The organism is Mycobacterium sp. NPDC050853 (assembly GCF_040653875.1).
In the GTDB taxonomy this organism is placed as follows: Bacteria; Actinomycetota; Actinomycetes; order Mycobacteriales; family Mycobacteriaceae; genus Mycobacterium.
In genome coordinates, this window is the sequence record NZ_JBFAGW010000001.1 from 231025 (window position 1) to 257319 (window position 26295).

The following is a 26295-nucleotide window of genomic DNA, read 5'->3' on the forward strand; positions in this document are numbered from 1 at the left end:
GAACCGTATGTCCCGAACGTGAAACATAAGCGCTGGCGGCGGTCGTCTCGCCAAAGCCTCCCGCCGCCAGCGCCTTCAGAACCACTCCACGAAAGGTGTGGCATGTCCAAATCTACCTTCGGCCTGTCGGCGGCCGCATGTACTTCGCTCGCGTTGCTGTGGGCCGCGCCCGCTGCCGCGGGCCCCAAATCGCCTCAAACGCCCAGCGAACTCGGTGCCGAGCTCCAATCGCAGGGCTATAAGGTTCAGTACGAGCGAATCGGCAACTGCGCCTTGGACAGCGGATCGGTTGTCGGCACCCGGATAGGGCCGGCCGTGTGGGCAGATACGACCACACAAACCAAGGCCGGTGGCGGTGTGGGTGACGGTGCCGGCACCCGCGGAGGCGTCACCTGGTCACATGACATCGACCATCAGATCGCCTACATCACGGTGGCGTGCAAGCGCACGGCGAAGTAAAGGGCAAGCTACTTCATGTCCCAGGCTCCCAAGGCTCAAGACTGTGAATCGAATACAGCTTCTATGCTGGCAGCGTGCGCGCGAGCGAGGCCATACCCACGATTAAGGTCAGCGCTGTCGTGCTGCGAGATGACCGCGGAGCGGTTCTGACCGTCCGGAAACGTGGCAGCACACGGTTCATGTTGCCCGGCGGGAAGCCCGACATGGGCGAAAGCGCCGAAGAGACCGCCGTGCGTGAAGTCCGTGAAGAGCTCTCGATAAATCTGGAGCCGACCGCACTGCGCCTAATCGGAGTCTTTAGAGCCGAAGCCGCGAACGAACCCGGATTCGACGTTGAATCAACGGTATTCGAGCATCCGCCGGTGCCGGTCAGTCAGCCTGCGGCCGAGATCGTAGAGCTGCGCTGGCAGTTACTCGAAGAGCCATACCCTGCAGATCTCGCGCCCCTACTCGCCGAGCACGTGCTTCCCGTCCTGGCCCAGCGCCAACCACGGGTATGAGGGCGCCAAGGAAACCCCTGAACCAAGAAGCCCCCCGAGCATCTCGGGGGCTTCTTCTCTACCTTCGGCCTGTCGGCGGCCGCATGTACTTCGCTCGCGTTGCTGTGGGCCGCGCCCGCTGCCGCGGGCCCCAAATCGCCTCAAACGCCCAGCGAACTCGGTGCCGAGCTCCAATCGCAGGGTTACAAAGTTCAGTACGAGCGAATCGGCAACTGCGCCTTGGACAGCGGATCGGTTGTCGGCACCCGCGGAGGTGTCACCTGGTCACATGACATCGACCATCAGATCGCCTACATCACAGTGCCGTGCAAGCGCACGGCGAAGTAAAGGGCAAGCTACTTCATGTCCCAGGTTTCGCCGTAGGTGGTGACGCTGTCACCGGCGGCACTGATCAGCCGCGCGTAAGGCCGCAGCAGCACACCACCGGCCGCACCGGTCACCGTCCCATGCGCATTGCTCACCGCAACCGCACCCTTGGGGCCCGAGATCGCAACGGAGAAGGTGGCGACTTCCTGGATGCCGGGGCCGTTGCCCAGGTCAACATTGATACCCGCACTGGGCAGCAGGTTCGTCGTCTGTATGTACGAGGACTCCGGATCGCTACCGAAGACGTTCGGAATGCCGTACAGGACAGAGGTATTCGGCGTGGTGTAGTTGAAATTCAGCCCCACCCCCAGCGACCACGGGTAGCCCACCTGGTAACCGAGCTCCAGCGTGCCCTCAAATGCATCGGCCCCCGCGCCCGTCACCTCGTATGCCGCGCGGCCGGAATGGAACCACTCACGCGTCAAGCGGTTGCGGTCTAGCGGGAACACACCGTTGAGGAACGTGTCCCACTGCTGAATCCTCAGCGTCCGGCCCTTGCCGTCCACCAACGTGAGCTCGTCATCCAATGCTGCGTGCGCGGTACCCGGTACCGATAGTGCCGCCGCGCCGAGTACCACGCCCGCCGCGATGACCATTCCGCTCCGGACAATGCGAGATCCAATTCGACCAATCAAGAACATGACTTTTCAACTCCTAATCCCCGCCGAGGATTTACTTCCTCGATCAAACAAACTCAAAGAAGATCATCTACATAGCAACAGCTAATAGTTAGAATTAACTTCTATGAGATCTGATATGCGACATCTCAACACATATGGCAATGACGGAGAGAGCATGAATAGCGGCATAAAGATGTCATATCTCGGCAACAGCTATTAATAATGAAGGCGGCGCGATCGAGCCGCACTCCGACTTAAGAAGTAATTAGGCAAATTAGCGTCGCAGTTCAGCGATCAGCCGCGATCGCAATTTGCGGTCTTCCTCTGTCTCGGTCAATGCCACCACTTGGACGATGTCAATCCCGACGCGGCGGTAATCGTCAATCTGCTCCGCAACCGTCTCCACCGAACCCACGACCAAACCGTTGAAGGTGGCGTCGAGATGCCGGAGCGCCGCTTCACGTGTATCGGCGATATGGCGCAGATCGCGTTCACGGTTGCGTGCCAATTGTGCGGACGATCCCAGGACCTCGTCCGATCGCTGCACGAGCAGCTCAGCCCCACGCGAACGGAATACCCGGGCCGCATCGTGAGCCTCGTGGTCTGTGTCGCCGAGGACGACGAAAAACTGTTTCCAGTAACTCAATTCGCGGCCAAGCTCGGCCGCTAGCCCGTCAACCTCGGACTTGATGGCACCCGCGGCTTCCAGCGAGGGAAAGGTGCCCGCATAGGCATATCCAAATCGGGCGGCCAGTATCTTCGCCTCCGGCGAGGAGCCGCCGATCGAAATCGGCGGGGTAGGCCGCTGCACGGGACGAAACCCGGACCACGCATCCTCGACCTGGTACCACCTGCCCTGGTAGTCGAACGGTTCCGGTGCCGCCAGTGTCTTGACGAAGAGCTCAAGGTACTCACGCGCCCGGTCGTATCGTTCTGCCTTGCTTAGGAAGTCTCCATCGCGGCGGACGTCCACGTCACTGGAACCGACGACGATATGGACGGCGGCGCGGCCTGCGCTGAGGTTGTCCAAAGTCGCGAATGAGCGCGCCGCGACGGTGGGGGCAACCACTCCCGGGCGATGGGCGATCGTGAGCCCAGTGCGCGACGTGGCCGTCGCTGCATGAGCAGCAATGAGCCACGGATCGCCCCACGAGCTGTAGATGTGAATGAGCGACCTGTCGTACCCATCCTCTTCGTCAAAGCCGGCCTGCCGCCTGATGTGTTCGGGATCTATCTCGCGAGCACGTGGGTCCGCGAGAAAATGCGCTGTCCGCCTGTCAAATTCATTCTCGCCCCGCGGGGGCGCAGACAGGACTCCACCAATGATTTCACTCATGCTAGCGACATCTCCTCTTCCGTTGCCTTGTTGTCGACCGTCCCATCGCCGCGCACCGCAGCCAGCAGTTGGCGGGTGTATTGGTGAACGGGAGCGTTCCAGACTGTTTCGGTAGGGCCCTCTTCCACGATCCGGCCATCCGCCATCACCGCGACGCGCGAGCAGAGGGACCGCACCACCTCCACGTCATGGGAGATGAAGAGCAGACCCGCACCACGGCGGCGCAACTCGTCCAGCACGTCGAGAATCCCGGCCTGGCTCACGGGATCGAGTGCGGATACCACCTCGTCGCACACCAGTACATCGGGCTCCATTGCCAAGGCACGCGCGATGGCGACACGTTGGCGCTGGCCGCCGCTGAGAGTGTGTGCGCGCCGATCAGCGAGCGAGGGGCTCAATCCGACCTCCTCGAGCAGCGAGGCAACCCGGGCACGCAGTTCGTCAGAGCGACGAATTCCCCTGGTGCGCAGTGGCTCTGCCAGCACACTTCGCACACGGTACCTAGGGTCGAAAGCTCCCGTGGTGTCCTGGTCGACCAACTGGATGCGGTGCCTTACCGGCCGCCGCCGACGCTCGGCGACCCCGCTCCACGGTTCCCCGCCCACCTCCACGGTGCCCTGGTCCGGCTCGTCGAATCCCAAGGCCAGGGTTGCGGTCGTCGATTTTCCCGATCCCGATTCACCCACCAGGCCGACCGCCTCACCGGAATGCACTGTCACGGAGACTGAATCCACACCGGCTCCGTTTCCGTACTGCTTGCCGATATCCCGCAGGCGCAGGAGCGGGGGGCCAAGGGCAACCGGTTGTGCAGGCCCGCGCCGGGATGCGTCCGCGCCCACCAGCCTTCTGGTAACGGCATGTCGTGGGGTGCCCAGCACGGCCCGGGACGTACCTGTTTCCACAGGAAAACCCCTGTCGAGCACCAGAATCCGGTTCGCGATGCCCGAAACGAAACTCAAGTCGTGGCTGACCAGCAGAATGCCCAAACCTTCGTCGCGCAGCTGCGTCAACAGGTCCCGGATGCCCCCGCGCGTCACCGCATCCAACGCGGTGACCGGCTCATCGACCACGAGCAGTGATGGATCTGCGGCGAGTGCCGACGCGATGAGGACACGTTGGCGCTCACCTCCCGATAACTGATGGGGGTAGGAGTCGAGCCGATCCGCCAGATGAGGTGCGCCCACCCGCGACAAAAGAGCGACGGCCTCCTCCCGGCGTTGCGGTGCCGAGATCGACTGGTTCACGCCAATCGCCTCTGTCAGCTCACTCACGATGGTGCGCAACGGATCCAGGGAAACCAGCGCGTCCTGCAGGACCAGGCCCACTTTTCGGCCCCTCAGTCGATTCCACTGCCGTTCCGTGAACCCGCGCACATCGATACCGTCGATCTCCAGCCGTGTGGCATCGACCTTCGCCGCACTATCCAGCAGCCCTGCGATAGTTTTCGCGATGGTGCTCTTCCCCCCGCCGGAACCCCCTATGACTGCTACGCACTCATGCTGATCGATCGCCAGGTCGACATCCGATACCGCCACCTCGGACCGATACCTCACGGAGAGGCCTTCGACGGTCAATAGCCTGCGGCTCATCGCCCCGAGCTCTTCCGTTCAGCGGCGTGGCCGAGCACCGTTATCGCGACAACTACCAGCGTGATGGACAGGCCGGGAAAGAGCGACATCCACCATGCCCCGGCCAGCACGGCCCTGCCATCGGAAAGAATCTGGCCCCACTCCGGCATGGGGGCTGCCGCGCCGAAACCGAGGAAACTGAGCCCAGACGCGATGATGATGTTCGTCCCCGCACTTACCGTGGCCAACACGAGCGCCGGGCCGAAGGCGTTGGGGAGAACGTGTGTACGCAGGATCCGCCCGGGGCGAACTCCGAAACCGATCGCGCTACGCACATAGTTCGAGGCACGAACGCGTTGCGCCTCCGCGCGAATCAACCGCGCGTAGCCGGGCACCGAACTGACACCGATCGCCACGAGCAGATTCAGAGCACCCGGGCCGAGGACCACCAGCACGAGCAGTGATAACAACACCGACGGAAACGCCAGGCCTATGTCGATAACCCGCATCACGGTGAAATCCACACCACGCCAGCCGAATGCGGCGATCAAACCTGCTGCGGCACCGAGGGCCAGCCCCAGCGCTGTCGAGCCGAATCCGATCACGATAGAGGCCCGCGTCCCGTGCACCACCCGGGTGTACACGTCACGCCCCAGCTGATCCGTACCGAAAGGATGCTCATGGTCCGGTGGCCGCAGGACCATGGTGTAGTCCGTGGCGCTGGGATCCGCGGGTGCGAACACCCCGGGGAACACCGCAGCGAGGAGAACCACCAGCAGGATTAGGCTCGCCACCAGGACGGGCAGACGGGGCAGATTGGCCACCGCGCGCAGCCGCGTTCCGGCCACGATCGATATCTTGGTCGTCATGAGCGGAGCCTTGGATCTATGCGGCGGTTCACCAGGTCGATCGCCCAATTGAGCGTCGCGAACAGCAGTGCGCACAGGACGGTGATCGCCGTAACGACCGGCATGTCCCTGGCCGAAACCGCGTCCACCAGAGTGCGGCCGAAACCCGAACGGGCGAAGACGACTTCGATGATCACGGCCCCGCCTAGGAAACTGGCCAGCGTCCAACCTCCCAAGGTCACTACCGAGGTCGCCGCATGCCGAAGGTGATGGCGGACGGTGACACCCAGACGGGAGACACCGCGTGCTCGCACAGTCAGCGTGAAAGGTGCGGTACCCGAACGTTCGAAGGAATCCTGAAGTACCCGGGCCAGCACGCAACCAATCGGCAGCGCCAACGCGACAGCCGGCAGAATCACCGCATCAACGGTCCCGCTGCCCGCCGCGGGGAACCAGCGCAGCCGGAAAGCGAATACACCAATCGCGACGATTCCCAACCAGTAGCTGGGCACCGAGCTCCCGATCAACTCGGCCAGTGCGATCACACCGCGAATCCTTCCCGCCCCCAGCGACCACGGCACGGCAAGCGCTAGTGCCAGGATCGCCGTGAACACGATCGCGGTGACAGACAATTGCACTGTAGGCCAGGCACTTTCCGCCAGAATGTCAGAGACGGGGCGGCCCAGGCGGTAACTCTGCCCGAAGTCACCGCGGACGAGCCGCCCGAGGAACGAAAGATACTGCTCCCCCACCGGCCGATCCAGATGCAGTGCGCCGACGATCTCCTGCCGCAGTTCCGGGCTGGCCCCGACGTTCGGCCCCAACAGCGCGTCGACGGTGTCACCCGGCATCAGCTGTAACGCCACGAACGACAGGGTTCCCGCTCCCCATACGACGACGGCTATCCCCAGCAGCCGCCCGAAGATCTCCCGCGCCCACGTCGGCGCGCCACGTAAGGACCTCATCTGACCTGCGTCCACGCGTCGTGCAGAACGGGCAGTGCATTGTCAGCCCAATAGCCCAGTCCGCGTATACGTTCGCGATATGCAGTGATGACGGGTGCCGCATAGGCCGGCATGCCATACACCACTTCGCTCACCCTCTCCTGGGCACGCCGGTAGATCTCGGAACGCCTACCCGGGTCCAAGGTGCGCAGCCCTTCACGCAGAAGAGAATCCAACGCCGGATCGCGCACCCGCGCACCGTTGGCGCCGCCGTCCGTGAACTGCTGACCGGACCCGTAGATAGTACGGAGAATGTCGGGATCCCCACCGCTCCAGCCGAATCCGACAAGATCGTACTCACCGGCATTGCGCACCTGAATGTAGCTGCCGTTCCCGACCGCCGTCAGGACCAGCTGCACCCCCACCTTCCGGAGCGCATCTTGCACACCGGTATCGAAAATGACCCGCTCGGGCCGTTGATAGGTGGGGTCATAGATCAGCGAGAGACTCAGCCGCTCACCGTTCTTGGTGCGGTACCCCTGGCTGTCACGGCCGCTATACCCCAGCTCGTCGAGAATCCGCCCGGCACCGTCAGGATCGTAAGAACGCATACGACCCGGGTTCCCGCCGTGTGCGGTGGCGGCGTTGAGAGGAGTCTGTACCGGTCGGTACTTTCCCTGGAAGATGCTCTGGGTCAAGGTATTCAAGTCGACGGATTGCTCAACGGCGGTGCGGGCACGGACGTCGCTGAACGGCGCGCGGGCGGTGTTGAAGAAGTAGGTGTACGGGACTCCGGTGGGTTCAGCACGGTGCACCGCCACACCGCGAATGGTCTCCAGGGTGTCGATATCGGTTGTGGCGACCTGATCGATGACGTCCACGTCCGCACTCACCAGCGAACCCAACCGGATCGAGCTCTCCGGCAGTACCCGGTACTCCACTGATTCCAGGTAGGCGGGTCCACGGCGCTCCCGTTCCGGGGCCCAGTCGTAGGCGGGATTACGCGCCAAGCGAAAGCCCTCCGCCGTCGCCCTCGCCGTGAAGATGAACGGCCCCGTACCGACCTGTTGAGGTCCACCCGCACACAGATTGTCCCGCCCCACGAGCGATGCAGGCGAGTGGAAACCCAAGTTGGGCGTGGACACCGCCTGCAAGAAAGGGCTGTAGGGCTCCGCGAGGTGCACCACCGCCACATCTGGTCTCACCACTTCGGTGAAGCGGTACGGGCCGATGAGCGTGCGCGCGTACTGCGACGCCGTCCGCGGGGCGACGATCCTGTCGAAGTTCTGTTTGACCGCCTGCGCATCGAACGGTGTCCCGTCGTGGAACGTCACACCGGGCCGGAGGCGGAATGTATAGGCCGTCGCATCCGGTGAAACAGACCAAGAAGTCGCCAGCCATGGCGTGAACGAACCGTTGGGCTCGGCCTTAACCAGCGAGTCGTACACATTGCGCATGATCGCGGGCGTCTCGTCCGACGGGCTCACCTGCGGATCGAAGCAGTCGATTGTCGTACCGATACCGATCCTGAGATTGCCCCCGAATCGCGGTGGGCCATCGGATATCCGGTCCTCGACAGGCGCGCACGCGACCAGCACAACTGCCGACAGCGCAGCGGTCACCGCCGCGCTCGCCCGGCCGCGCCGGCGAGGTGGCGACGCGTAGTCCCGGGCACCCTGCACAGCGCCAAGTGTCGCCAGCATCGCTTACCGCTCGCTTACTCGCGATGCGCCCCAGACTCGGCTATCGACATCCACCGAAGCGCACACTGTCTTTCGAGTTCATGGCCCGTGTCGTCGTGTATCTCCACCGCGGCGCGAATGAGCGTGCGTGAGCGCCGCGGACTCCCGGCGAACAGGTGATTCACCGCGTGTACTCCCAGCGCGCGACCCTCGAGCACCCGCAACCCGGCCTGCGCCGCACGCTGTGTGGACTCGGCACCATGCGCCAGCGCCTGCTTCGGTTCGTTCAGGTAGCGATAGGTCAACGCAAGCCCGATCATGGCTTCCACCTCGATCCGCACGTCTGACAGCTCCGCGGCGATGTCCAACGCGTGCTTATGCTGCGCCTCGGACTCCTCGAGCAGCCGTGTCGCGCGCAAAACGTCGCCCAACGCAACAGATGCCCGCGCCTCCCCCGCCGGTTCATCGAGTCCGTGGAACATCCCCACCGCCGTCGTGGCGTGCTGCCGAGAGGTGGCGAACTCCTCCTCCAGGAGCAGCACCGTCGACAAGTTGAGATGGGCAGTCGCCAGTGCGTAGGGGTTGTGGTTGTCCTTGGCCAGCCGCAAGGCGCGATGGTGGATGACGGATGCCTCATCCAGCCGGTTCAACCCGACAAGTGCATGTCCGATGCGTGCCAGATTATCTGGTTGGTAGGCATACAGATTCGCGATCCGATCCGAGCATTCCACGTCCTCGGCCAAGTGCAGCGCACGCTGCAAATGCCCCTCGAGCGCCTCGCGATCGGCCGCCACGCGCGCAGCCGATGAATCCTGCTGCGGCCACCACAGCGGGCTGGCCGTCGAGGCACCACCACGGAGCCGGCGCGTCACATCGGTGAACCTGGTGAACTGGATGTGGTCACCAAGCTCCCGCGCTGCCGATGCGCCGTGCGCAGCGACCGCATGCACATCCGGGTCTGGGCTCGCGATATCGAACTTGCCGAGTGCGAATGCGGACAACGCGAGGCGTCGCCAGGCCGGCAGACCCGACTCCGGATGCACCAATGCCAATATCGTGAGCCGGTGACGCAGGGTGAATGACCGCGAGGGGTAATCGGGCCCTTCGAGATACCAAACGGCGAGCCTGTCAAGGGCGTGCTCGTATCCGGCAACGAGTGGACGCGTCGCCAATTGCGTGGCCAGTCCACGCGGCAACGCGACCGTGCCGTCGTCGAACTCGGTGATCACGTGGGAATGCGCAAGTTCATCGAGCGAACGCGCCGTCTCGGCCGCTGTGAATCCGGTCAGGGCCGCAACGGATTCGCGTACGAAATGACCTCCGGCCACCAGGCCCATTGCGTAGACGATCTCGCGACCGGCTTCACTGAGCCGCTCCAACTCGAGCTCGCCGACGTCCGGGATACGGCCGTCACGCAACTCCGCGACGGCCGCGGCACGGTGCCGGGCTGGGCGGCCCCTGATACCCGCTGCGACAGCATGCAAAACGGCGGGGTTATGACCACACAACTCGGCGATCTCATCCAGTTCGCCCGCCCCCGCCATGTTATCGAAACCCGAAAGAGATTCAGCAAGTAGCTGATTCGCGGCCTCTGGAGTGAGCGCGCTCAACCTGATCAGGTTCACTTCATGCCCCGCAGACAGCTCCGGCAGCGCCGACCTGCTCGTGAGGATCACCGCCGAGTCTCCTGTGCCGGGCAGCAGGGATGCCACTTCGCAGATCGCGGTCACTTCGTCGACGACGAGCACTACCCGTCGGCGCGCCAGGATCCGCCGCACCAGCGCGCACCGCGCCGAGGTCTCGTCGGGAACTCCGTCGGCCCCAACTCCTGCATGCACGAGTAGTTCACGCGCCAGTCCGCCGGGCCCGCCGTCGTGTGCCTGCACGAACCATTGACCGTCGGGAAATCTCTCTCTGCTGGCCAGAGCCGCAGATACCGCCAAAGCGGTCTTCCCACTCCCCGGCGGGCCACTGATCACCGTGAGATCGGGACGATCTACGGCGAGATAGGCCGCCAGAGCGGCGAGCTCGTCATCACGCCCGAACAGCCGCGTACGAGAACGTGGCAGCGTGCAATGGGCATCCGTGCCCCCCGTCGCCGATTCCTCATGATCTCGCAGCGCGACCAGGTCCAGGGTGGGATCCTGGGCCAGGATCTGTGCGAACATCTGCTGGATCCGCTCACCCGGGTCGATACCCAGGTCCTCGGAAAGCCGCACTACAAGGTCCTGGTACACCTCAAGTGCCTCGGCCTGCCTGCCGCACCGGTACGACGCCAGCATCAGCTGCTCGGCCAGACGCTCGCGCAGGGGGTGCGCACGTAGCTCCGCACGCAACTCACCGATGACGCCCGCATGCCCACCCAGATCGAGCGCCACTCCGAACCCGCGCTCCACCAATGCGGTCCGGTAGTCGGTATATCTGATCGCCTCAGCACGGGCAATAGCATCGGATTCGACATCCTGGAAGGGCACGCCGCGCCACAGAGCGAGTGCCGCAGCCAAATGCTCGTTCTCTTGGCGCACATCGGATTGGGCACGTGCAGAATCCGCACGAGCGACCAGCTCCCTCACCTGCCCGAGATCGACATCGCCCTCGGCCACGTCGAGACGGTACCCATGCGTAGTCGATACGATGACCAATCCCGCGCCGGGAGCCAGTGTATCCAGCACACGGCGCAGCCGTGCCACATGAACGTGGATGGCCGAGCGCGCATTCCGCGGTGGATGATCACCCCAGAGGTGCTCGGCGATGGCCGTGAAGGAAGCCGATCTGCCCGTCCCCGTCACCAGCGCTGCCAGCAGCGAACGGTGCTTCGCGGCCGTGACCGGTACCGTCACCGGGCCACCCGGGTAGTGCGCGGTGACGGTTAACGGCCCCAGCACCGCTACACTCACCCGCACCGCGTGCCGTCCTTCGTTCGTGCCGAGGTCTCGGCCAACCATGGCGTTGTGATTTCTAGAGCCCAGAGTAGGGATGACCTGCACACGAGCGAACCGTTGCGATCCACCTGATCAAATGGGCGTTAGACAGCGGTAAGCAATCGGTAGGCGTTGCCGCGCAAGCTCATCAACGTGGCACACACCAGCGCACCGATTCTGCTGCGTACCGACCGCGGCAACGTGCCCTTCGGCGAGGAAGACGAGTTCCGCCGGGCAGCACGTTGCCTCGCGAGCAGTGTCGCGGTCATCTCGGTGATCGACGACGGCAAGGTACTGGCCAAGACAGTGTCGTCATTCACCACTGTTTCCGTACTGCCGCAGCTCGTCTCGGTGTGGGTCGGTAGCCGGTCGCCTATCGCCCATGCGGCCGCAGTGGCGAACACCTTCACGGTGAGCGTCCTGGAAGCCGGCCAAGCACACGTCTCGATCGCCCTCTCCGAACCCGGTTCTGGGGCCCGCGGCACCGAGGCGCTCGGCATCGCCACCACTCCGGTGCCTTCGGGGGCAGCGGCCATCACGGGCTGTCTGAGCTGGTTCGACTGCCGCGTACACGATCTCGTCGAAGGCGGGGATCACACGATGGTCATCGGACAGGTGACCGCCACCGGCAGACGTGAGGGAAATCCGCTCGTGTACCACGACGGCCGTTACCGGACGTTGGGCACACCAGCACCAGAGCGCCGAACCTGAGGAGACACCATGACAGCGAGTATCGAAGCAACCCGCCACCAAGCAGACCCGGTCGGCCCAATCGCCGAAACAGCGCCGCAAGGCCTACAGACATCTGCGCGTTATCTGGAGGAACTGAACGACGGGCGGACGGTGTGGCTGAACGGCGAGCGGATCGCGAACGTTGCCGAGCACCCCGCGTTCGCAGAGGCCGCGCGAGAGTTGGGCCGCCTCTTCGACCTGCAACATTCCCCTGAACTGAGCCACCTGCTCACGGTGGACGACGGGGGCAGGCGTATCGCGACGGCCTATCAACTGCCCACCACGATCGAACACCTGCGGGCCAAACGCCGGAACGCCGATGTGTGGATGCATGAGACCTGGGGTCTGCACGGCAGGTCGCCGGCGTTCATGTCGACCATCGGCGTGGGTCTGTACGACTTCCGGAAACGGCTTGGTACGAACAGGCCCGAGTTCGAGGCCAATGCCGAGAACTACTACCGGCACCTGGCGGATAACGACCTGGTCTTGGCGCATGCACTGGGTGACCCACAGATCGATCGCAGCGCCTCCCCGCTCGACGACGAGGATCTGGCCCTGCGCGTGGTCTCAGAGAACTCGGACGGGATCGTCGTGCGAGGAGCCAAGCAGCTCACCACGCTTGCTCCCTACGCGCATGAGGTCCTCGTGTACCTGTCGGCCTCCTTCGCCAACAGAGGGGCCGAACGGTTCGTCGTCTGGTTCGGAATTCCGGTGGCCACCGAGGGGTTAACGATTCTCAGCCGAGAACCGTTGGGTCATAGCAATTTCGGGCATGCGCATCCGTTCGGCAAGCGATTCGACGAACAGGACTCGATGCTGTTCTTCGACGACGTGTTCGTGCCGTGGGAACGTGTACTGCTGTTGGGGGACGGGCAACTCGCCCGCGAGGGGCTCGGACGCATCAACGCCTGGAGTCAATACGTTGGGCAAGTCAGATATCGGGAGCGGTTGCAGTCATTGTTATCGGTCGGCATCGTCCTCGCCGAATCGATTGGTGTAGAGGGGTTTCGCAATATCCAAGAGGACCTCGGCGAACTAGCCAGCTACGTAGAGATTCTCGACCACTTCATCGACGCGGGCGAGGCCACCGCGCACACGACCGACGGTGGGTTGCTCGCGCCGGGTGCAACCCCGGCGGCAGCCGTTTGGGCTGCGCAGATCGCGCCCCGATGCACCGAGATCGTCCGCCGGATCGGATCCGCGGGGATCCTCATGCAACCCACGGAAGCCGATCTCGCGTCACCACTACGGCCGTTCCTCGATCGCTACATGCGCGGCAAGAACCTACCGGTGGAGGACAAGTCCCGGCTGTTCCGGCTGGCGTGGGACTTGACGGCCGATAGCTTCAGTTCCCGCCAGGATCTCTACGAATTCGTGCACCGCGGGGACATCACTCGAAATCGCATCAACCTCCTTCGACGACACCAGGATTCGCGTCACGTTCAGCGAGTGCGGGACATCATCAAGAACCCGTTGGAGCCCTCCGTCACCACTGCGCGGGGTCAGCACCGGGACCAGACGAAAGGCACTCCATGATCGTCGAGCTTGCGAAGGGCACCGACGAAGCATCAGCTCAGCGGATCGCCGATGCATTGCACAATGCCGGGTTCCACCCATGGCGCGGCGGCGCGCCCGAAGATATCGTGCTGCATCCCGCACCGAAGCCCGACCGCGTAAACGACCTGCTGGCGTTCGACGGGGTTACTGGGGTAATTTCCACACCCGGGAAACTCCACCGGACCGATCGCCGGTACCGCCCACAGGGCACGGTGGTACCCGTCACCGACCAAATCCTGATAGGCGGAAGGAATTTCGTTATCGCCGCGGGGCCGTGCGCCGTCGAGTCCGGACAACAAGTAGGCAGGACCGCAGAGGCCGTCCGTCAAGCTGGAGCGAACATCCTGCGTGGCGGCGCCTACAAGCCGAGAACATCACCGTTCAGCTTCCAAGGCTTGGGGCGGGAGGGCCTGCGACTCCTCGAGATCGCCCGCGCACAAACCGGCCTACCGGTGGTCACCGAAGTCGTCGATGCTGCCGATGTGGACGCGGTCGCGGCCAGTGCCGATATCGCACAGGTGGGTGCACGCAACATGCAGAACTTCGAACTGCTCAAGGCTCTCGGGCGCACACGTGTGCCCGTGCTGCTGAAACGCGGGATGGCCGCCACAATCGAAGAATGGCTGCTGGCCGCCGAATACCTGCTGGACGGCGGCAACCCGAATGTCATTCTGTGCGAACGAGGTATTCGCACTTTCGAGCCGTCGACGCGGTTCACTCTAGATGTCAGTGCGGTGGCCGTGGTCAAGCAACTCAGCCATCTGCCCGTGATCGTCGACCCGAGCCACGCGGCCGGCCGTGTCGATTTGGTCGCGCCACTGGCGAAGGCCGCAGCGGCCGTCGGAGCCGACGGGATCATCGTGGACGTTCACATCGACCCGGCATCCGCGTCGTGCGACGCGGACCAGGCGCTGCTGCCCGGCCAATTCGCCCACCTGGTACGTGAACTCACGCCCATCCTTGAGGCGCTGGGGCGTCCGCTGCCCACTGCGCACCAGGACGAACCTCCCTTGGTGGAGGCCGGCATCCGGCATGGGCGCTTCACCGTCCCGGAAGGTGCAGCCTCATGAGCACACCGAGTGCCACCGATGTTTCGGTCTCCTCACACCGCACCAAGCTGTGGCAACAGCGGCTCTTCGAAGCCGAATCAGGTCTGACACGCTTCTTCGTCGAGGAGAACGCACCCGGACTCGTCGACGAGTGGATACGGGTCAAGGCCGGGATATTCGAGAACCTCCCGAGCGGGGAACGCGAATCTGATTGGCAGCAAGCATTTTTTCAGGCGCAGGCGCTGATGGAACGTTTCCTCGTGGCACATTTCGGGCACGAGCGCATGGCAGATTGGGCCCGCTCTAACGCCTACGTGTACGCGACCACCACCACTGACTCCACTTGCGCCCAATCGGTGGCCGACCGCTTCGTCCGACAGCTCGCGAACTACGACTCCGAAACCGAAGTCACCGCCAATGTTTCGGCGGCAATGATCTCCGTCAAGAGATGCGGGATATGGCAGTACCGGGAACGGGCCCGCGCACGCGGAGTCCCGATCACACTGGCCTCCCCCTGCGAGTACTGCACCAAGGCCACCGCGGCGAACTTCTCTGCCAAGGGCTATGCCAGCACCTACGAGCTGACGAGCGAGCCGGCACGCGGCTGCCGGTGGACCCTGCGGACCGGGACCGAAGTTCCCGGCGCGCCACAGCCCTGAGCCCCAACACGATCCGAACTATCGAGAGGAGCCGCGATGTGCGGCATTACCGGCTGGGTGGACTGGCAGCGCGATCTCGGTCTCGAATCCGCGACGACGACGGCGATGACGGAGACCATGCGGCTACGCGGGCCGGACGCCGGCGGCACGTGGACATGCGCTCATGCGTTCCTGGGTCATCGCCGGCTGGCGATCATCGACATCGACGGGGGCGCACAGCCCATGGCCGATGCCCAGAGACCCGAGGAGTCGGAGGTTGTCATCACCTACAGCGGTGAGGTGTACAACTTCCGAGAACTGCGGGCCGAACTGAGACGGGCCGGGCACACGTTCCGTACCCGCTCCGACACAGAGGTGGTGTTGGAGGGTTACAAACGCTGGGGTCCCGCCGTCGCCGAACGCCTCAACGGGATGTTCGCCTTCGCGGTGTGGGACGCCAGGGCACAGCGGCTGGTCCTGGTGCGTGATCGGCTCGGGATCAAACCGCTGTACTACCACCACTACGACGGCGGACTGCTATTCGGGTCGGAACCCAAAGCAATACTGGCGAATCCGCTGTTCTCGGCCGAGCTCGACACCACGGGGATCGCCGAGCTGTTCGTGGTGGCCACGGCTCCCACACCGGGCAACGGCGTATTCCGCGGGCTGAACCAGGTACAGCCCGGGCACGTGGTGACCTTCGACCGGCAAGGACTGCGGAGCACTGCGTACTGGAGCCTCACCGCAGTGGAACATCACGACGACGCCGATACCTCGGCCCGGAAGGTGCGCGAGCTACTCACCGATGTCGTGGAGCGCCAGCTGGTCGCAGATGTATCCGTGGGCACTCTGCTCTCGGGTGGACTCGACTCGAGCGCCATTACGGCGATCGCCGCGCATCTGCGCCGCGACCAGGGGCAGGACAAGATCGCAAGCTACTCAGTTGATTTCCCGGGATCTTCGCAGTCGTTCCAGAGCACCACCTGGCATCCCACCCGGGACCAGCCCTATGCCACGGCAGTAAGCGCACATGTCGGAACGCAGCACACCACGGTCCTGGTCGAGCCCACCGACGTTCTCACGCACGAAGCCAAGGTGCTACACGCTCGGGATCTGCCGGGGTGGGGCGAAATGGACGTCTCGCTGTACCTCCTGTTTGACCAGGTGAAGAATTTCTCCACGGTGGCTCTCTCCGGCGAGTCTGCCGACGAGATCTTCGGCGGCTACCCGTATTTCACCTCACCGCAGGCACGCAGCTTCGACGGATTCCCTTGGCTCGCAGGCAAGACCAACCCATCGGTGCTGCTGCGTGAGGAAGTCAGAGATGCGGTGGACCCCAACGGGTATGCCCGGGCTCGTTACGAGGAAGCCCTGGCCGCCGCTCCCCGGCTGGACGGCGAGAGTGGCGAGGACGCGGTGTCCCGTCGGATCTCATATCTGGCACTGACCCGGTGGATCGGCGCTTTACTTGACCGTAAGGACCGAATCAGCATGGCGACCGGATTGGAAGTCCGCGTTCCGTTCTGCGACCACCGGCTGATCGAGTACGTCTGGAATGTGCCGTGGGACATCAAAACCGTCGACGGACAGGAGAAGGGGCTGCTCCGCCGCGCGGTGGCCGACCTTCTTCCCCAGGAAGTCCTGCAGCGCCGCAAAAGCGGATTCCCACCTAATCCCGACCCGAATTACCTTGCTGCAGTGCAGAGTCGGGTGGCCGAACTGCTGGCAACCCCAGACGCCCGGGTTTTCGACATCATCGATCGCGACAAGGCGACGGCGTGGCTCACTACGAACGGGACACTGCCGAGCCCTCGCGCCGCCTCCACCACCACCGCGGGATTGAGCTTCCTACTCAACCTCAATACCTGGCTCACCGACTACGGCGTGCGCGTCCGTTAACGACGGCACTGCAAGGCGGAATTCGGGCTAACAACGAAAGGAACGACACATGTGCGGGATCACTGGATGGGTCGATCATCACGGGCTCGGGGCTGACGCCGATGCGGTGCTGACACGGATGACGGACACCATGGCGCTACGGGGGCCCGACGGCGCGGGTACCTGGCGATCCGATATCGCGGGACTCGGGCACCGCCGACTGGCCATCATCGACCTCGCCGGCGGTGCTCAGCCCATGGTCTACTCCCCCGCCACCGAGGACGAGCCCCGGCTGGTGATCACCTATAGCGGAGAGGTGTACAACTACCGCGAGCTGCGTAGTGAGCTGCGGCGGCGTGGCCACGACTTCCACACTGCCAGTGACACCGAGGTGGTGCTGCGGGCTTGGGCCGAATGGGGACCCGCAGCGGCCGAGAAGCTCAACGGGATATACGCCTTCGCGATCTGGGACACCAGCACCCACACCTTGGCGTTGGTGCGCGACCGGCTTGGCGTCAAGCCGCTCTACTTCCGTCAGCTCGGTTCCGCGCTGACTTTTGGATCGGAACCCAAAGCCATATTGGCGCGGGATAATCGGCGCCCCGAAGTCGATGAGGAAGGCATCGTCCAGCTCATGCTGCCGCTGCTCAAGGTACCGGGGCGCAGCCCCTATGCGGATATCGGGGAGGTGCTACCCGGCGAGATCGTGACCTTCTCCACCAATGGCCTCGTACGTCAACGCTATTGGACAATCGAGGAGGTGCTGGCCATACCGCCCCGCACCGGAGACCTGGCAGAGGCCGCTTCGGCAGTGCGCGAGATCCTCGACGACACCGTCCGGCGCCAGCTCGTCGCCGACGTGCCGCTGTGCACATTGCTGTCCGGCGGGCTCGACTCAACCGCCATCACCGCCCTGGCCAACGCGCAGCTGGACGGGACACGGGTCCGGTCCTTCTCGATCGATTTCTCGGCCCCGTTCAATCGATCCGAGGTCACCCCCAACGCCGATTCCGAATTTGCGCTCGATGCCGCCGAGTTCATCGGCTCGGAACACAGCAGCATCGTCCTCGACGGCGCCGGTCTCGCGGACCCGGAAGTCCGCAGTGAATGCGTCAAATCCCGCGACTTACCGTTCGGTATCGGGGATCTCGACATGAGCCTGTACATGCTGTGCAGCACCATCAAGGAGCACTCGACCGTTGCGCTGTCCGGCGAGTCGGCCGACGAAGTATTCGGCGGATACCTGTGGTTCCACCGCCAAGATGCCGTACAGGCCGATACCTTCCCGTGGATGTCGGACAGCCCCGCACATGGGCGGCTTCATCGCCGGATAGCCGAGCTGTTCCGGCCGGAGCTGCGTGCGAAACTCGGGCTCGATGACTATGTGCACGACCAGTACCGCACCGCAGTCGGTGAGCTGGCTCCCGTCGGGGCCTCGCCGGAGGAGGAACGGATGCGGACCCTGACCTACCTGGGCTTGAGCCGGTTCCTCCCGACACTGCTCGACCGTAAGGACCGGCTGAGTATGGCGGCGGGGCTGGAGGTGCGCGTGCCCTTCTGCGATCACCGCCTCGTGGAATACGTGGCGCCGCTGTCCTGGTCCCTGCGAACCGCCGATGGGCGCGAGAAGAGCGTGCTGAGAGGCGCCACCAGCGACGTGATACCTCGTGCCGTGGCGCAGCGACGCAAGTCGCCGTATCCCTCGGTACCGGACCCCTCTTACTCCACGGAGGTGGCACGCCAGCTCGGTGAGCGCCTGGCCGACCCGGCCAGCCGACTGCACGAGCTCTTCAGCCCCGAGGCCCTGCGGGTGGCGCTCGAGCCCGTCTCGGCGCCAGGAGTTCTGATCAGCAACGTCGAGGCGGAGATCGCCCTGAACTTCGACGACTGGCTGCGCCGCTACGACCCGGTGCTGGCACTGTGAGCCTGGATGCCCCTGTGGCGGGCCGACGTTCGGTGGCCGCCGAACTCACCCACCGGTATGGCCTGCTCTACGCACTGCTCTTCGTGTTCGGCGCCGAGATGTATCTGGTGGCCCCGTTGTTGCCCACGTTGGGGAACCAATACGGCGTCACCACCAGCACCGCCGCCGCGCTGGTCACCGCTTACGTCGCGATTCAGGCCATTGCCGGGCCGTTCCAGGGCCTGGCTTATCCGGTACTGGGTGCGCGCACGTTGATCGTCGCGGGAGCCTTGGTTTTCACTGCCGGAAATCTCGTCGCCGCCTTCACACCCAGTTTCGGGATACTCCTGGCCTCCCGGGTCGTCGCTGGTCTCGGGGTATCTCTGGCGGGCCCCGCGATCTGGTCATGGATCGCCGAGACAGCACCAGATACCTTCCGTAGCACCGCAATCGGGGCAGGGATGGGCAGCTTTGCCGTGGGCCAGGTATGCGGTGTGCCTCTGGGTGCACTGATCGCCAGCCAGTTCGGGTGGCGATGGTCATTTGGCGTGATGGCTATCGTGGCGGCTGCCGTCGCTCCGGTGCTCTGGCGCGCGCTGCGCCACGCACATCGGCGCGATGAGTCCCCCGCACCTTCCGGCAGCCAGCTAGGACACCTGTTCCGGGTTTGGCGGCCCGGCCCGGTGCCATGGACGCTGCTGATCACCTTCGGGTTCCACGCGGCGAATCTTGGTGCCTACACGTATCTTTCCGCGGTGCTGGCCGCCCGATACCACCTCGACCTGGCGCAGCTGGGTTACATCGGCGCGCTGAGCGGCGCCGGCATGTTCGTCGGATCGCTCGTCGGCGGGCGCATCCTCGACCGGGTCCGTGCACGTGGCGGCAGCGAGTATCTGGTGCTCCCGGTGTGGCTTGTCGTGGCGGCCATCACGATCGCCGCCGTCTTCACCAGCCACACCCTCTGGATCAGCCTGGTGCTGATACCAGTCTGGTTCTTCGCCGCAGGGGCCTTCGACACCAACCAGCAGACACTCATCGTCGGCTCCTCCCCCGGGTTCACCGCTGTGGCGCTGGCCTGGAATCTGTCGGTGCTGTACGCCGCCACCGCATTCGGCGTGTGGATCATGGGCCTGGGGACATCACGGTCCACCGAGGTGGTGACGGCGTCGTCTGCGTTACTCGTGATCGCTCTCGCGGTGGCGGCTGCACTCGGGGTGAACAGACGCCGTGCTGCACGTTAAGCCACCTCGAATCTTTCTCGACACAAAAAATGCCCTGACCTGGAATCTTCAGGTCAGGGCATTTTCCCTGGTAAAACGTGGAGCTGCCGGGAATTGAACCCGGGTCCTCCGGCCTGTCCTTAAGGCTTCTCCGTGCGCAGTTCGTTTTGTCTCTACTCGGATCTCTCAGTCCCACGAACAAGCTGAGATGACGATCCCAGCCGCTGTTAAGTGTCCCGGTGGTCTCCGCGGCCGAAACCACCGGTTGATCCCGCTAGCTGATGCCAGGGTCCGGGCCGCGGGAGCTCCCGGTCTGACAGACACGCAATCGCTTAGGCAGCGAGTGCGTAGTCGCGCTGATTTGAGTCGGCGCTTAATTGGTTGCAATGACGCTTACGGTGGTCTCTTGCCTGCACCGGCACGCTTCCCTTAATTCGATGCGCGAAGTCGAAACCCTTCAGCCCCTCGCATTCCCTCCGAACTTCGGTGGGACACTCCATCCTACCGCCGCATGTCCACGAAGCCACCTAATTACCGGCCCGCGCCACGGTAGCGTGCTCGGGATCACCGAACTTCGGGAGTAACACCATGCGAATGCTGCCCCCCATCTGTGCCATCGTCACCGCCGCCGCAACCGTCTTCGCCGGTCAGGCGTCCGCGGACCCGGCGGTGCCCAACCTTGACGGCTACGCGCCGGTCGAGGCCACCGCATTCGAGACCTACTCTGCGTACGCCACCTCGGGCGTGCAGTTCCTCACCCCGGACGGCCTGCGGTGCCGCATCACCTCGAACTCCCGGGCCACCGGCCTCGACGGCACGTGCTGGGGCAAGCTCCCCGGTGTCGCAGGCGACGAGAACATCGCCGCGGTGTCGCTCAATACCCCGGCCGCGAGCCTGACCCACATGCCCGACCTCGGCCAGCAGGAGATTGTCGCGCGGCCCGATGCGTCACCGGCCGGCCCCGCGCCCGTCGACCCCAGCGCCTATCGCCCGCTGACCCCCGGCCAGAAGATCACCTACGGCCTCAAGACCACCGACAAGATGATCACGTGTGGTGTGAGCGATCAACGCGAGACGATCTGCATCCTGCCCAATAACTTCACGGGCGACGGTCCGCACGGATTCGTGCTGTCGCCGACGGGCAGCCGAGCCTTCTAACCGGCGTCCGCGAGTACCTGCAGGGCGGCGTTATATCCGGGGATGAAGGAAATCGCCGGTCCTCCATGGCATCCTGCACTCCCGAGATACAAGCCGTCGACAGGCAAAGGATGGTCACGGTATCCGCGCGGCCCCGGCCTGTTGGGGCCGATTTGGTCCGCATGAACCAGCCCGAAGCAATAGTCGCCGCCCGGCGCCCCGAACATGGTGCCCATATGCCGCGGCGTGAAGGTGGTGTGCCGCAGCATGATGTCCTTGAAATTAGGAGCCAGTCGGGAAATCTTGTCGATCACCCGCTGCCCCATCTCCGTCTTCATCTCCCCGTATCGGGAGTGTTCCGTTTCGACAGGGAACCACAACGCAAACGCAGAGGCCGCGTGCTTACCGTCGGGCGCCAGCTCTAGGTCATGCAACGACGGGATCTGGAACACCACGGCGGGATCGGCGGGCACAATCCCCCGGCGGCAGTCTTCCCACTGGGTCTGCAACTCTTCGGGTGTGCTGTAGATGCCAACCGTCGACTGCATCTCCGGATCGTTGAGGTTCTCGTATGGCGCAACGAACTCCGGCAGCGCATCAAGAGCGAAGTGCATTTGCAGATAGCTGCCACGATGGTCGACGCGCGCGAACCGGTCGCGCAGATCCGCGGGCACCGCCGAGGGCTCCAACATCTCCACGACGGTGAGATCGGGCGCCACACACGAAACAACCACCGGTGCAGTGATTGTCGATCCGTCTTCCAAGCTCACCCCGGTCACTCGGCCGTCAGCAGTGAGGATTTCGGTCACCTTGCTGCGCAGGCGCACCTCACCACCATGAGCGGCGAAACGGTCATGTAGATGAGATGTCAACGCACCAATACCGCCACGGAGCTTCTTCATCTGCAAGGCGTTCGAGTCCGGCATCGCCAGCCCGAAGGCCAGCGCGGCTGCGCTACCCGGGGTATCCGGTCCGCGGTAGGTCATATTGAGCGCCAGGAATGCCAACATCCCGCGCAGCACACCGTGCTTCTCCTTGTCCGGGAAGTACCGATCCAACACATCGGTCACCGATCCGAAGAGCATCTCGTTGATGCTCGAACGCTCGAATTCGTTTGTCGCGCAGGCATACATCTCGTCAAATGTCTTGGGCAACTGCCCCACCTCGAATCGACCCAGCGCCCTCGTGGGCGCCTGGCTCCATGCCATGATGCCCGCCATGCCGTTAACCGCCTCGGCACCGTGAACCTCGTTGAGATGAGTCAACAGCTTCATCGGATCGCTGTAGTAGATGAGCGGCTCGTCACCGATCCCCCTGAGCGCTACGGAAACAACATCGAGGTCGACGGCCGGCAAGGTGTCAAGCCCTAGGTCATGACTGAGGACAGCCGATGTCGGAAATTGGACTGATCCGGCGATCTCGAATCGGTACCCGTCGAACAGCTCCACCGTCGAGGCCATGCCACCGGCATACAACTTGGCGTCAAGGCATACCGTGCGCAGTCCCGACTGCTGAAGTTTCGCCGCGGCGGTGAGTCCGTTGTGCCCCGCACCGATCACGATCGCCTCGAAGTCCGCCATCACCCCACGTTGACACGGCCCGTCAAGTTTTGTCAATAGTGACAAAACTTGGTTTCAGGACATATCGCCGATTCCCGCCTTCAGGAAATCCAGCGCGGTGTGACTCAAACGCGCAAGCTCCTCAGGCGAGCGATCCTCCCCAAGCATCCACGCGTCCATGGCGCCGAAGACCGCCGCCGCGATACACCGCGCCGTCACGGTATTTTGCAGGCGCACATCGGGATTGGCGGCGACGCCGTGATCGCGAACGAGATGCCCCTCGATTACCTCGGCGAATTCGGCCTCCACCTGACGAATATGCCGCACGATGCGCGCTCGGTCGAGTTCCTGGTTACGCAGCGTCGCGATCTTGACCACCGCGTCGACGTCATAGGGGGCACCGAAGATCGCAGACTCCACCGATTCGATGACCGGCTCACCCGGCGATCGCGCATCCAGGGCGCTGCGGAACCACTCCAAGCCGAGGTCGTAATCCAGAAAAAGCAGATCATGCTTGGACTCGAAGTGGCGGTAGAAGGTACGCAGCGAGACACCCGCGTCTGCCGCTATCTGCTCGACCGACGTCTCCTCAACCCCCTGGCCGAGAAAACGCACCATTGCCGCCTGCCGCAGCGCGGCGCGGGTCCGCTCGCTGCGCACGGTCTGGGCAGGCCTCACCATTCCCGAAAGGTACCCCAAGGACGGCCGAAGGCAAGTTATGTCACTATTGACAAAACTGCCACTCGCTGCGAGGCTCCGAAAATGATCTCGCTGATCGTCCACGCAATCCTGGGAATCGCCGTCATCGCGCTCATCGTCTCCTCGAACCGGACGATATTCGCCCGGCCTGCAACGGGTCCCGCGTTATCGCTACTCGAGGTCGGCTACTACATCGTCGGTATCGCATCCATCGCGCTGGGTTGGTACTTCAACATCCGATACGTCACCGAATACCACGTGTCCAACCCCGTGACGGGGTGGATCGACTACATCAAGCTGATGTTCGTCAACCCGGCGGCGGGCTCGGCCAGCCAGGACTACACCATCGGCAACGTGATACTGCTGCCCCTCATGACCATCATCGACGGGTACCGCCGTGGCATCCGACGCCCATGGCTTTACTTCGTCTCCAGCCTCTTTACAAGCTTCGCGTTCGCCTGGGCCTTCTACCTGATCACCGTCGAACGGCAACGCAGGCAACAGATGCCGCAACCGGTGGCCACGTAATCCGCCGGGTCACATGCCTTTGGCGCGCCGGCCCAGTTCACGGGTGATCTCACGAGAGGCGTCCCGCTTGGCCATGTCCTGACGCTTGTCGTGTGCCTGCTTACCCCGCGCCAACGCCAGCTCGACCTTGACCTTGCCGTTCAGGAAGTACAGCGACAGCGGCACCAGCGTCAGGTTGCCATCGCGGATCTTGTCCAGAAGTTGATCGATCTGTGCTCTGTGCAGCAACAGCTTCCGGTTCCGCAGCGGCGCATGGTTGGTCCAGGTGCCCTGCACATACTGCGGGATATGCAACGCACGCAGCCACACCTCGCCGTCGTCGATGGTGGCGAACGCATCCGCCAGCGACGCCTTGCCCTCGCGCAGGGTCTTGACCTCGGTGCCGACCAGCTGGACGCCCGCCTCGTACACATCGAGAATCGAGTAATTGTGCCGCGCCTTGCGATTGGACGCGATGATCTGGCGCCCGTCGGTCGGTTTCTTACTCATCGTCGTACGTACAAACGGAGCGTCGCATAGGCGGTCACTCCGGCCAACAGGATGCCCAGCGCCGCCATCTGGATGGCCGCGAGGAAGACGTCGCCATAGGTGATCGGCGCGATCAGGTTGGCCTGAATGAACTGTTGCAGAGCGCCATTCAGAATGGTCACCCGCGCCACGATCAGACCGATCACCGCCAGTGCCACGCCGGTAAGCGCAGCGATGACCGCTTCTAACAGGAACGGCAACTGTGTGTACCAACGGGTGGCACCCACCAAACGCATGATGCCCACCTCGGTGCGCCGCGTGTATGCGGCGACCTGAACCATGTTGGCAATCAACAACACCGCGCCCACGGCCTGAATCAGCGCGATCATGAACGCCGCATCCCGCAGGCTGTTCAGAACCGCGAACAACCGGTCGATGAGATCCTTCTGGTTGAGCACGCTCTTGACACCGGGCGTACCGACGAATGCCTCGTCGAAATCGGCATGCTTCTCCGGCTCCTTGAGCTTGACGATGAACGAGGCAGGGAACGCGTCCTTGCTCACATCCTTCATCAGGTCTTTGAACTGTGGCAGCCGCTTCTCCGCATCGGCGTACGCGTCGTCACGATTCACGAAACGCACCGACTTCACGTCGGAACGCTTCTCGATCTCGTCGCGCAGGCCCTTACAGATATCGCTACTGCAGCTGGTATCGCCCGCCGACAGATCCTCGGTGAGGAAGATCTGCGTTTCCACCCGGTCCAGGTAGATGGCTTTCGAGTTTTTGGCCAGCGATATCACCAGCAGACCACCGCCGAACAACCCGATCGCGATAGCGGTAGTGATGATCATCGCCACCGTCATCGTCACATTGCGACGCAGGCCGGTGAGGACCTCGTTGAACAGGAATCCAAAACGCATTTATCGATCCACTCCGTAGACACCGCGCTGCTCGTCGCGGATCAGCTTGCCCAGTTCCAACTCGATCACACGCTGACGCATCGAGTCGACGATGTGATGGTCGTGTGTCGCCATCAACACGGTGGTGCCGGTGCGGTTGATCCGCTCCAGCAGCGCCATGATGTCCTCACTGGTCTCGGGGTCCAGGTTTCCGGTCGGCTCGTCGGCCAACAGCACCAGCGGACGGTTCACGAAGGCCCGCGCGATACCGACGCGCTGCTGCTCACCGCCGGACAGCTCCGAGGGCAGCCGGCTGGCCTTACCGGTCAGGTTCACCATCTCCAGCACCTCGGGCACGATCCGGTTGATGATGTCGGTCTGCTTGCCGATCACCTCAAGCGCGAAGGCCACGTTCTCGTAAACCGTCTTCTGCTGCAGCAGCCGGAAGTCCTGGAAAACGCAGCCGATGCTCTGCCGCAGATGCGGGATCTCCCGACCGCGCAGCTTGTTGACGTGGAACTTGGAGACCTGGATCTCACCCTTGCTGGGCAGCTCCTCACCCAGCAGCAGCCGCATGAAAGTCGACTTGCCCGACCCGGAGGGTCCGATGAGGAACACAAACTCACCCTTGTCGATCTCGAGGCTCACATTGTCCAATGCGGGCCGAGCCGACGATTTGTAGAGCTTGGTTACCTTTTCGAGGCTGATCACGGCACGCCAGTCTAGCCGGGAAAGCCGTGATGACCCTGACGCCGCACTATGGAGCGGGAGAGGAAGGCTGCGG

Annotated in this window: 24 protein-coding genes and 1 other RNA gene; 12 read left to right on the top strand and 13 right to left on the bottom strand. The window is 63.7% G+C overall.

Going from position 1 to position 26295, the window contains the following annotated elements:
* The first annotated feature begins 102 nt into the window (after positions 1-102).
* From AB0H22_RS01180 to AB0H22_RS01190, 3 genes are all read left to right on the top strand, one after another.
* Positions 103-459, top strand: a complete 357-nt coding sequence (locus AB0H22_RS01180; RefSeq protein ID WP_180747720.1) for a hypothetical protein — start codon at positions 103-105, stop codon at positions 457-459.
* Between the two features lie 146 nt (positions 460-605).
* The gene (locus AB0H22_RS01185) at positions 606-959 is read left to right on the top strand and encodes an NUDIX domain-containing protein (protein ID WP_255485711.1); all 354 of its coding nucleotides are present in this window, start codon (positions 606-608) and stop codon (positions 957-959) included.
* 99 nt (positions 960-1058) lie between these two features.
* Positions 1059-1286 (top strand): hypothetical protein, encoded by a 228-nt coding sequence (locus tag AB0H22_RS01190; RefSeq protein WP_358144238.1) that lies wholly within the window; start codon positions 1059-1061, stop codon positions 1284-1286.
* A gap of 8 nt (positions 1287-1294) precedes the next feature.
* Here the strand turns inward: AB0H22_RS01190 and AB0H22_RS01195 are convergent, their stop codons facing one another.
* From AB0H22_RS01195 to AB0H22_RS01225, 7 genes are all read right to left on the bottom strand, one after another.
* Positions 1295-1921 (bottom strand): MspA family porin, encoded by a 627-nt coding sequence (locus tag AB0H22_RS01195; RefSeq protein ID WP_358145986.1) that lies wholly within the window; start codon positions 1919-1921, stop codon positions 1295-1297.
* Between the two features lie 298 nt (positions 1922-2219).
* Positions 2220-3281: an LLM class flavin-dependent oxidoreductase gene (locus AB0H22_RS01200; RefSeq protein WP_358144241.1), complete on the bottom strand. Its 1062-nt coding sequence runs from the start codon at positions 3279-3281 to the stop codon at positions 2220-2222.
* The gene (locus AB0H22_RS01205; protein ID WP_358144243.1) at positions 3278-4870 is read right to left on the bottom strand and encodes an ABC transporter ATP-binding protein; all 1593 of its coding nucleotides are present in this window, start codon (positions 4868-4870) and stop codon (positions 3278-3280) included. The genes AB0H22_RS01200 and AB0H22_RS01205 overlap by 4 nt, the downstream gene beginning before the upstream one ends.
* Positions 4867-5718 (bottom strand): ABC transporter permease, encoded by an 852-nt coding sequence (locus AB0H22_RS01210; protein WP_358144246.1) that lies wholly within the window; start codon positions 5716-5718, stop codon positions 4867-4869. Before AB0H22_RS01210 ends, AB0H22_RS01205 begins: the two co-directional genes overlap by 4 nt.
* On the bottom strand, positions 5715-6662 hold the full coding sequence (locus AB0H22_RS01215) for an ABC transporter permease (RefSeq protein ID WP_358144248.1): 948 nt from the start codon (positions 6660-6662) through the stop codon (positions 5715-5717). Before AB0H22_RS01215 ends, AB0H22_RS01210 begins: the two co-directional genes overlap by 4 nt.
* On the bottom strand, positions 6659-8344 hold the full coding sequence (locus AB0H22_RS01220; protein WP_358144250.1) for an ABC transporter substrate-binding protein: 1686 nt from the start codon (positions 8342-8344) through the stop codon (positions 6659-6661). Before AB0H22_RS01220 ends, AB0H22_RS01215 begins: the two co-directional genes overlap by 4 nt.
* A gap of 14 nt (positions 8345-8358) precedes the next feature.
* A complete protein-coding gene (locus AB0H22_RS01225; protein ID WP_358144253.1) occupies positions 8359-11226 on the bottom strand; it encodes a BTAD domain-containing putative transcriptional regulator in 2868 nt (955 codons plus the stop codon).
* Positions 11227-11397: 171 nt separating this feature from the next.
* Between AB0H22_RS01225 and AB0H22_RS01230 the strand changes: the two genes are divergently transcribed.
* The 7 genes from AB0H22_RS01230 to AB0H22_RS01260 are packed head-to-tail and all read left to right on the top strand — an operon-like array spanning position 11398 to position 20242.
* Positions 11398-11955 carry a flavin reductase family protein gene (locus AB0H22_RS01230; RefSeq protein WP_358144255.1) on the top strand — a complete coding sequence of 186 codons (558 nt, stop codon included), beginning with the start codon at positions 11398-11400 and terminating at the stop codon, positions 11953-11955.
* 9 nt (positions 11956-11964) lie between these two features.
* Positions 11965-13512, top strand: coding sequence for a 4-hydroxyphenylacetate 3-hydroxylase N-terminal domain-containing protein (locus tag AB0H22_RS01235; RefSeq protein ID WP_358144258.1), 1548 nt, complete (start codon positions 11965-11967; stop codon positions 13510-13512).
* The gene (aroF, locus tag AB0H22_RS01240; protein WP_358144260.1) at positions 13509-14603 is read left to right on the top strand and encodes a 3-deoxy-7-phosphoheptulonate synthase; all 1095 of its coding nucleotides are present in this window, start codon (positions 13509-13511) and stop codon (positions 14601-14603) included. The genes AB0H22_RS01235 and aroF overlap by 4 nt, the downstream gene beginning before the upstream one ends.
* Complete coding sequence (locus tag AB0H22_RS01245) at positions 14600-15241, top strand: hypothetical protein (protein WP_358144262.1); 642 nt, start codon at positions 14600-14602, stop codon at positions 15239-15241. The genes aroF and AB0H22_RS01245 overlap by 4 nt, the downstream gene beginning before the upstream one ends.
* A 36-nt stretch (positions 15242-15277) precedes the next feature.
* Positions 15278-17119 (top strand): asparagine synthase (glutamine-hydrolyzing), encoded by a 1842-nt coding sequence (gene asnB, locus AB0H22_RS01250; RefSeq protein WP_358144264.1) that lies wholly within the window; start codon positions 15278-15280, stop codon positions 17117-17119.
* A 49-nt stretch (positions 17120-17168) separates the two neighbouring features.
* Positions 17169-19022, top strand: coding sequence for an asparagine synthase (glutamine-hydrolyzing) (gene asnB / locus AB0H22_RS01255; protein ID WP_358144266.1), 1854 nt, complete (start codon positions 17169-17171; stop codon positions 19020-19022).
* Positions 19019-20242 carry an MFS transporter gene (locus AB0H22_RS01260; protein ID WP_358144269.1) on the top strand — a complete coding sequence of 408 codons (1224 nt, stop codon included), beginning with the start codon at positions 19019-19021 and terminating at the stop codon, positions 20240-20242. Before asnB (AB0H22_RS01255) ends, AB0H22_RS01260 begins: the two co-directional genes overlap by 4 nt.
* Positions 20243-20317: 75 nt before the next feature.
* Here the strand turns inward: AB0H22_RS01260 and ssrA are convergent.
* Positions 20318-20686, bottom strand: a transfer-messenger RNA (tmRNA) gene (gene ssrA, locus AB0H22_RS01265).
* A 123-nt stretch (positions 20687-20809) separates the two neighbouring features.
* Here ssrA and AB0H22_RS01270 point away from each other — a divergent pair.
* Positions 20810-21379 (top strand): hypothetical protein, encoded by a 570-nt coding sequence (locus AB0H22_RS01270; RefSeq protein ID WP_358144271.1) that lies wholly within the window; start codon positions 20810-20812, stop codon positions 21377-21379.
* On the opposite strand, the gene AB0H22_RS01275 is transcribed toward AB0H22_RS01270, so the two are convergent.
* Together AB0H22_RS01275 and AB0H22_RS01280 are read right to left on the bottom strand one after the other, a co-directional pair.
* A complete protein-coding gene (locus AB0H22_RS01275; protein WP_255485583.1) occupies positions 21376-22938 on the bottom strand; it encodes an NAD(P)/FAD-dependent oxidoreductase in 1563 nt (520 codons plus the stop codon). The two genes, AB0H22_RS01270 and AB0H22_RS01275, sit on opposite strands and share 4 nt — an antisense overlap.
* Positions 22939-22992: 54 nt before the next feature.
* Positions 22993-23598, bottom strand: coding sequence for a TetR/AcrR family transcriptional regulator (locus tag AB0H22_RS01280; RefSeq protein WP_358144274.1), 606 nt, complete (start codon positions 23596-23598; stop codon positions 22993-22995).
* Between the two features lie 81 nt (positions 23599-23679).
* On the opposite strand from AB0H22_RS01280, the gene AB0H22_RS01285 reads away from it, so the two are divergent.
* Entirely contained in the window at positions 23680-24144 is a 465-nt protein-coding gene (locus tag AB0H22_RS01285) for a DUF2834 domain-containing protein (RefSeq protein WP_180748391.1), read from the top strand.
* 9 nt (positions 24145-24153) lie between these two features.
* Here AB0H22_RS01285 and smpB read toward each other — a convergent pair whose 3' ends face one another.
* The 3 genes from smpB to ftsE are packed head-to-tail and all read right to left on the bottom strand — an operon-like array spanning position 24154 to position 26222.
* Positions 24154-24633 (bottom strand): SsrA-binding protein SmpB, encoded by a 480-nt coding sequence (gene smpB / locus AB0H22_RS01290; RefSeq protein WP_180748392.1) that lies wholly within the window; start codon positions 24631-24633, stop codon positions 24154-24156.
* The gene (gene ftsX, locus AB0H22_RS01295; protein ID WP_180748393.1) at positions 24630-25532 is read right to left on the bottom strand and encodes a permease-like cell division protein FtsX; all 903 of its coding nucleotides are present in this window, start codon (positions 25530-25532) and stop codon (positions 24630-24632) included. The genes smpB and ftsX overlap by 4 nt, the downstream gene beginning before the upstream one ends.
* A complete protein-coding gene (ftsE, locus tag AB0H22_RS01300) occupies positions 25533-26222 on the bottom strand; it encodes a cell division ATP-binding protein FtsE (protein WP_180748394.1) in 690 nt (229 codons plus the stop codon).
* Positions 26223-26295: the final 73 nt, after the last annotated feature.

What these genes read in the sequence shown, in the direction of transcription:
- asnB (WP_358144266.1), top strand. Translation starts at nt 17,169, where the DNA reads ATGTGCGGGATCACTGGATGGGTCGATCATCACGGGCTCGGGGCTGAC.
- AB0H22_RS01210 (WP_358144246.1), bottom strand. Translation starts at nt 5,718, where the DNA reads ATGACGACCAAGATATCGATCGTGGCCGGAACGCGGCTGCGCGCGGTG.
- AB0H22_RS01195 (WP_358145986.1), bottom strand. Translation starts at nt 1,921, where the DNA reads ATGGTCATCGCGGCGGGCGTGGTACTCGGCGCGGCGGCACTATCGGTA.
- AB0H22_RS01285 (WP_180748391.1), top strand. Translation starts at nt 23,680, where the DNA reads ATGATCTCGCTGATCGTCCACGCAATCCTGGGAATCGCCGTCATCGCG.
- AB0H22_RS01245 (WP_358144262.1), top strand. Translation starts at nt 14,600, where the DNA reads ATGAGCACACCGAGTGCCACCGATGTTTCGGTCTCCTCACACCGCACC.
- AB0H22_RS01235 (WP_358144258.1), top strand. Translation starts at nt 11,965, where the DNA reads ATGACAGCGAGTATCGAAGCAACCCGCCACCAAGCAGACCCGGTCGGC.
- aroF (WP_358144260.1), top strand. Translation starts at nt 13,509, where the DNA reads ATGATCGTCGAGCTTGCGAAGGGCACCGACGAAGCATCAGCTCAGCGG.
- AB0H22_RS01200 (WP_358144241.1), bottom strand. Translation starts at nt 3,281, where the DNA reads ATGAGTGAAATCATTGGTGGAGTCCTGTCTGCGCCCCCGCGGGGCGAG.
- AB0H22_RS01220 (WP_358144250.1), bottom strand. Translation starts at nt 8,344, where the DNA reads ATGCTGGCGACACTTGGCGCTGTGCAGGGTGCCCGGGACTACGCGTCG.
- AB0H22_RS01215 (WP_358144248.1), bottom strand. Translation starts at nt 6,662, where the DNA reads ATGAGGTCCTTACGTGGCGCGCCGACGTGGGCGCGGGAGATCTTCGGG.
- smpB (WP_180748392.1), bottom strand. Translation starts at nt 24,633, where the DNA reads ATGAGTAAGAAACCGACCGACGGGCGCCAGATCATCGCGTCCAATCGC.
- AB0H22_RS01270 (WP_358144271.1), top strand. Translation starts at nt 20,810, where the DNA reads ATGCGAATGCTGCCCCCCATCTGTGCCATCGTCACCGCCGCCGCAACC.
- ftsX (WP_180748393.1), bottom strand. Translation starts at nt 25,532, where the DNA reads ATGCGTTTTGGATTCCTGTTCAACGAGGTCCTCACCGGCCTGCGTCGC.
- AB0H22_RS01205 (WP_358144243.1), bottom strand. Translation starts at nt 4,870, where the DNA reads ATGAGCCGCAGGCTATTGACCGTCGAAGGCCTCTCCGTGAGGTATCGG.
- AB0H22_RS01180 (WP_180747720.1), top strand. Translation starts at nt 103, where the DNA reads ATGTCCAAATCTACCTTCGGCCTGTCGGCGGCCGCATGTACTTCGCTC.
- AB0H22_RS01275 (WP_255485583.1), bottom strand. Translation starts at nt 22,938, where the DNA reads ATGGCGGACTTCGAGGCGATCGTGATCGGTGCGGGGCACAACGGACTC.
- AB0H22_RS01280 (WP_358144274.1), bottom strand. Translation starts at nt 23,598, where the DNA reads ATGGTGAGGCCTGCCCAGACCGTGCGCAGCGAGCGGACCCGCGCCGCG.
- asnB (WP_358144264.1), top strand. Translation starts at nt 15,278, where the DNA reads ATGTGCGGCATTACCGGCTGGGTGGACTGGCAGCGCGATCTCGGTCTC.